This is a genomic window from Martelella sp. HB161492, assembly GCF_013184775.1.
Lineage (GTDB): Bacteria > Pseudomonadota > Alphaproteobacteria > Rhizobiales > Rhizobiaceae > Martelella.
In genome coordinates this window covers 1-5,004 of record NZ_JAATVV010000029.1, presented here as the reverse complement: position 1 = coordinate 5,004, position 5,004 = coordinate 1, and the positions used below count along the sequence as shown (strand labels likewise).

General features: G+C 60.8%; 5 protein-coding genes. All 5 read right to left on the bottom strand.

Going from position 1 to position 5,004, the window contains the following annotated elements; all coding sequences use genetic code 11:
* Positions 1-69: 69 nt before the first annotated feature.
* A complete protein-coding gene (locus HCK86_RS23750) occupies positions 70-309 on the bottom strand; it encodes a hypothetical protein (RefSeq protein WP_176086972.1) in 240 nt (79 codons plus the stop codon).
* Positions 309-1,514, bottom strand: a complete 1,206-nt coding sequence (locus tag HCK86_RS23745) for a hypothetical protein (RefSeq protein WP_176086971.1) — start codon at positions 1,512-1,514, stop codon at positions 309-311. Before HCK86_RS23745 ends, HCK86_RS23750 begins: the two co-directional genes overlap by 1 nt.
* Before the next feature lie 11 nt (positions 1,515-1,525).
* Entirely contained in the window at positions 1,526-2,185 is a 660-nt protein-coding gene (locus HCK86_RS23740; protein WP_176086970.1) for a hypothetical protein, read from the bottom strand.
* Complete coding sequence (locus HCK86_RS23735; protein WP_176086969.1) at positions 2,185-2,463, bottom strand: hypothetical protein; 279 nt, start codon at positions 2,461-2,463, stop codon at positions 2,185-2,187. The genes HCK86_RS23740 and HCK86_RS23735 overlap by 1 nt, the downstream gene beginning before the upstream one ends.
* The coding region (locus tag HCK86_RS23730; RefSeq protein WP_176086968.1) for a phage tail protein at positions 2,463-5,004 on the bottom strand (2,542 nt) is incomplete at its 5' end. The genes HCK86_RS23735 and HCK86_RS23730, both read right to left, overlap by 1 nt.

The following is a 5,004-nucleotide window of genomic DNA, read 5'->3' as shown; positions in this document are numbered from 1 at the left end:
TGACCGAGAACCAGCCGCTCGGATCGGAAATGATTTCTGCGGTGTCACCCATGGGGCAAACCCTCCATCTCAGCTAAAATCAGGGGTAATGGTGCCGACGATGCGGCCCGCGTCATCTTCGGGCCATTCGCTCGCAGCCATGGTCGCGACATCGTAGCTGGCCCAGTCGCCATCCGAAGACGGCACGATGGTGCCGACCACAAGCCCGGCCGCGTCAGCTGGCCAGTCCGTTCGTGTCGCAGGCGTCAGCCTGAACCCGGCCGCCTCACCGGCGGCCGCACCAAGGCGAAGAGCAAGACCAAGAAACATCAGGCCACCCCTTCGCTTGTTTCAGATGGCTTGTCCTGTTCGGGGATCAAAAGCCCGGTCGCGGGATCACAATAGTTGAGCGCCTTCACGGCAGCATCGGCACGGTCGGCCTTGACCAGCCATGTGATTGTGTCGGTTGCCGTGTCGTCTTCTGAGATGATCTCAAAGACGTTTTCGTCTGTCTTCGCGGGACGAATGCGGGCAAAGCCATCCTGATTGACCAGACTGACGACAATGGTGTTTTGCGCCAGCGCCGCCCATGTTCCGGACGTCAGACCACAGGCCGCGTCGATATCGACCGTTGCCTGACCGTCAACCAGTGTCGCCGTGCCCCAGGCCTCAATCCCGTTATGCGGGCTTTCGGTCGAGGCGAAGACCAGAGACTTGCCATCAATGACAGGATGATCGATGCGGAAATTCTTCGCAGCACCGGTAATGCTGCCGGGCACCGAGAAGTCACCGTCGCAGGTAAAAATCAGATAGGCGCTGACCCCTTCAGAATCATTTTCGACGCCAATCGTGGCATTTGGCCGGGCGCCGGAAGGCTGGGAACCGCAGAAGAAAGCGCGCTTGGTCGGGTCATCATAGGCATAGGAATAATACCGGCCGCCTGCAGGAGTGGCGGTTCCCGTCTTGGCAATCAGGTTGCGGGTCTCAAGCGTGCCGGTGAGCGTGCCGCCGGATGTGGCCAGCGCGCCAAGCGTCGCCAGTGCCGTTGCTGCATCGCCATCATCCAGAAGTGTTCTGGCAAAGGCGGAAACGCCAAGTGTCGTCAGTGCCGCACTTGCATCGGCATCGTCCAGCAGCGACCGGGCAAAGCCTGTCAGCGTCGCAAGGCCCGCAGCACTTGTGCCGGTAAAATAAGCCAGCCTGTCAGCGGCAGGGGTCAGCCCGGCAATGGAGGCGAGCGCCGGATTGTTGAGCCGCTGGATATAGTCGGCCAGCGCCACGGCATTGGCGATCACCTGTTGCGTGTCATCCTGCCGGGCAAGTGCATAAGCATAGGTGCCGGTTGCCCCCTGCCAGGTGACAGCCGCCGTGATCGTCGTGTCACTGTCAACAGAGGCAACCGGCAGGGCATTGCCTTCTGCCGCCGGATAGATCACGCCGCCAGCGATCACGGCCGTCTGCCAGCCCGTGCCGGTGCCTGTCACGGCCGCCGACCCATTGGTCAGCGTCACCGTGCCCGTTGTGTATAGGGTCATGGGGAGAAGCCTCAGAGGTAGTTTGTTACATCAGCGAGGAGATAGAAGACATCAGGATCGGAGGCGCTGCTCACAGACCCCGCCACCGGTGCCACCGGATATTGATAGACGCTGACCGGCGCGGAACTGTCGCCGGTCAGATACCAGGCGCCCCAATAGTACCAGAGCCCCTGTTGTGCGAAGTCACGGACAGCAACGGCGGGCTTGACCGGCAGGATTGCCATATCCCGCCCGCTTACAAAAGTCTGCGAAAGCCGCAGGACCCGATCGGACGAATGGAACACCGAACGCCCCTGATCGTCGAAGACCTCAAGCCCGAAATTATCACCGGAATGGGTGTAGGGGCTGGCATCGAAGAGATAGAGCGCTGCAGTTTTTGCCCCCTGCGATCCGCTGCCGATCGCGCCAGAAACCGTCACCGTGCCATCGCCATTCCCGGCAATGACGACATTGACGCAGGCCCCGCCGCTCACCGGACGGACACAGACAATCGCGCTGTCAGCCGCCGTCACCGTGTATGAGAAGGTGGAACCGTAAAAGGCCGCACCGCTGACAATGCTGTCACTGCCATCCGTTGCAATCGTCCGGGCATCGACCAGCTTGTAGACACCATAGGTCTGATCAAGCTGAAGAATGCCGCTTTCATTGCGGATCTCGACACCGGCCGTCATCAGTAAACCCCATAGACAAGCGGATAGGACCCGGACGCCTGATCAGAGGCAATCGTCCAGCTGATCGTCGTGCCGGAGATTGTCACCGTCACCGCCTTCGCCACCGCCGGGCTTGTGGTGGCAAGGAAGAAGAACGGCGTGCCGGTCGCAAGCCCGGCATCCGAATGGCTGCCGCTGGTGCCGGTGATCGTGGTGACACCGATCACCCGGCCGGTTCTGCTGGTGGTATCGAGAACAATGCGGCCGGATGCATCGAATGTCTGCAAGCCCGCCGTCATCACCAGATCCCCATGCGCACACGCAGAGTGCCGTTGCCGTCATAGACCTGCACAAGGCTGTTATTGATCTCCAGCCGCTGGCCGGAGCTTGCCGACCTGATCGAGATCTGCCCGGCCTCGCTGATCGTCACCAGATTGTTGATGTTGAGCGATCCGGCCAGCAGCGCATAGGTCTTGAGCGTGCCGTTCTCATAGACGAACGGCTTCGAATTGCTGTCGAGAACAACGAACTGATCGGCGGAGACGGCAAAGCGGCTCTTCAGCGTGCCGCCATCATTGTAAAGCTCGAGGAAGAAGCCGCTTTCGATATAGTCGCCACCCGTCCCTGCCCGCAGCATCACCGAATAGCGGGCAGAAACGCCCGACTGATCGGCAGCAGCCCGAAAGGCAATCTGCCCACCGGCAAAGCTGTCATTGAGCGAGACGGACACGGTGTCGATCTCTTCAGCCAATGCCTCATCAGCGGCAGCCCTTGCGGTCGTTTCCTGCGCCACGGCTGCCGTTGCTGCTGTGACCTCGGCCCCGACAAGCGTCAAGGTTTGTGCAAGCGCCTCGTCTTCGCTCGCCCGCACAAGCTGCTCAGTGACGATCTCGGCAAGGGCGTCACCGATCTGCTGGCGGACCTCGACACGCTCCAGCAGGCCGACGCTGCCCTGAAGCGACAATGCCGCAGAAATATCCGCCAGCCTTCGCCCGACAATGTCGTCAAGCTCGCTCTGCATCTCTTCCATGCGCGCCTTGACGTCTTCGCCGAGTGCATCGAGATCGGCAATCAGCGACGAGACATTCGGCGTTTCAACCGCCAGCCATTCCGACCATTCCTGTATTGCCAGATCCGAGACAAACCGGCCGCGGGCCTCAACCCATGTCAGCGGCGGCAATGGCCCGATGATCCATGAGTATGGATCTTCATAGGCCGATTGATGCCCGGAAAAGATCACGTCTCCGCTATCGCGTTCGCGCACCTGCACGACAACGCCGGTCACGCCATCAATCCCCGCCCCGCAGGACACTCTGATGGCCGCAAGACGGCCGATCCCGTTGCCATCCGCCATGGTGGCCGGTTCCACCGTCCAGCCGGTCATCTGCTGATAGGGCGCTTCAATCGTACCGATCCAGCCCGTCACCGTCGGCAAGGCGTCAGCCGCGGACCAGTCGTAATCGGCCGGGTCGATCTCTTTCAGCGAGACAAGCACATTGGCATTCATCGGCGCGCTGGCGGCAATCACCAGAAACTTCTTGGCAGAATAGCCGTTGCGCGTTGACGTCCATGATACGACGTCGTTTGGTTCCAGCGGCCAGGCTTCCGGCGGCAGCCAGATCTGATGTGTGCGAAACCGCCTTGCATCCTGCAGCATCGCCAGCATGAGCCGCTGCACCTGAGCACCATAGGGGCAGGCCTCAAAGCTCACCGATGCAGGCAGGCGCCGGTCACCGTCATCGGCTTCAAGCGTATCGTCATAGCGGCCGGGCGCATCCTTGCTTGACCACTTCTCAATCGGTTCCGGATAGGTCGCCTCAATCGCGTTGACCGTATCGTCAAGCGATCCATGCGGGTTGAAGGTCTGGCCCTTGGTGATGACCACATCGTCGTCAGAAAAGGCATAGACCGCACTGCCCGGCGCGCCGACCTGTATCTTGAAGATCCCGCCGACTTCCGCCAGCCGGGCATTGCAGGCCTGCCGCAGCTTCTCGATGGCATCAAGCGGGCGTTCATCGCCGGAGAATTCATAGCCGCCCTGATAGGCCGCAACCATGTTGCCATTGCCATCGTCGACCAGCGCATCACATTCATTCATCGCCGCTGCCCAGTTGGAAAAGGGCAGACGATAGGCGGAAAGATCCTGACCGCCATAAATCCACTGATCGCCGTAATAGACGCCACGGATCACGTTATAGATGATCACCGCGAGGTTATTGGACGGTGCCCATGTCGCGGCATCATCCCAGCGCTGATCGCCATCACCGCCGACGCTTCCATCTTCGCGCGGGTCATAAAGCGGGATCGATCCCACTTCGAACAGCATCGACGGCACGCCTGAGAACAGATCGGTATTATAGCGGCAGGTCACAATCGCATAGGCGCAACCCCGGCCGATCCGGTCGCTGCCATAGGGCCGGTCTGCATTGCCACCGAATTTGTCGACAAGATAGGCGTCTGCCGTGGTCTGGCTGCCATCATAGAATTTGACCCAAAGGTAATCCGTGCCGTCGACGCGGTATTCGGACACGGGAAAGCCGCGCGCGACGTCTTCCTCACCGGTCAGCAGGGTCACCTTGTCGTCACCGGCCCAGACCGCATCCAGCCCGGACACCGGCAGATTGGTGAGTTCGATAACATCGACAAAGAAGGCGTTTGGCGTGTTGCCATCCTCACCCCATGTGCCTGCATATTTGCGCCGCCCGGCCGTGGCATAGCGTCCGGCAATGAAGGTGACCGGCTGATCGTCGCCCATCTGGACGGAAAGCGTCACGCCGGTCTCTGCCGCCGTGTCACTGGTTGACGACTTTGTCAGCGCCTTCTGGATCAGCGACACGCCG